This window comes from Rhodoplanes roseus (genome assembly GCF_003258865.1).
In the GTDB taxonomy this organism is placed as follows: domain Bacteria; phylum Pseudomonadota; class Alphaproteobacteria; order Rhizobiales; family Xanthobacteraceae; genus Rhodoplanes; species Rhodoplanes roseus.
In genome coordinates this window covers 1-326 of the sequence record NZ_NPEX01000709.1, presented here as the reverse complement: position 1 = coordinate 326, position 326 = coordinate 1, and the positions used below count along the sequence as shown (strand labels likewise).

1 protein-coding gene is annotated in these 326 nt (G+C 65.6%); it reads right to left on the bottom strand.

Going from position 1 to position 326, the window contains the following annotated elements; genetic code table 11:
• A partial coding sequence (locus CH341_RS32065; RefSeq protein ID WP_210208723.1) for an XdhC family protein occupies window positions 1-326 on the bottom strand: 326 nt, incomplete at both ends.

Here is a 326-nt window from a genome sequence, read left to right as displayed (position 1 = left end):
CAAGCCCAGCGCTCGAACTGTGCCCGCTTCGTTTTCGATCCGATCATCCCGGTATAGGCAAAATCGCCCCGTTTCAGTGCGGCATAGGCGACGGCGAAATCAAGCGCATGGCTGTGCGTGGCGATGATCGCAGCCGATCCCGCCGGCGCGTCGGCGATGACGGCCTCCAAAAGTGCCGTCCAGACCGTCTCCACGTCTTCCGGCAAGTCACTGAGCATCTCCTCGCGCGGATCGACGATGGTCGTGCGAAAGGGAAGCAGCGCCAGCGCCGCGGCGAGCGCCCGGCCGACATGGCCCGCACCGAAGACGAAGACGCTCGGGCAGGC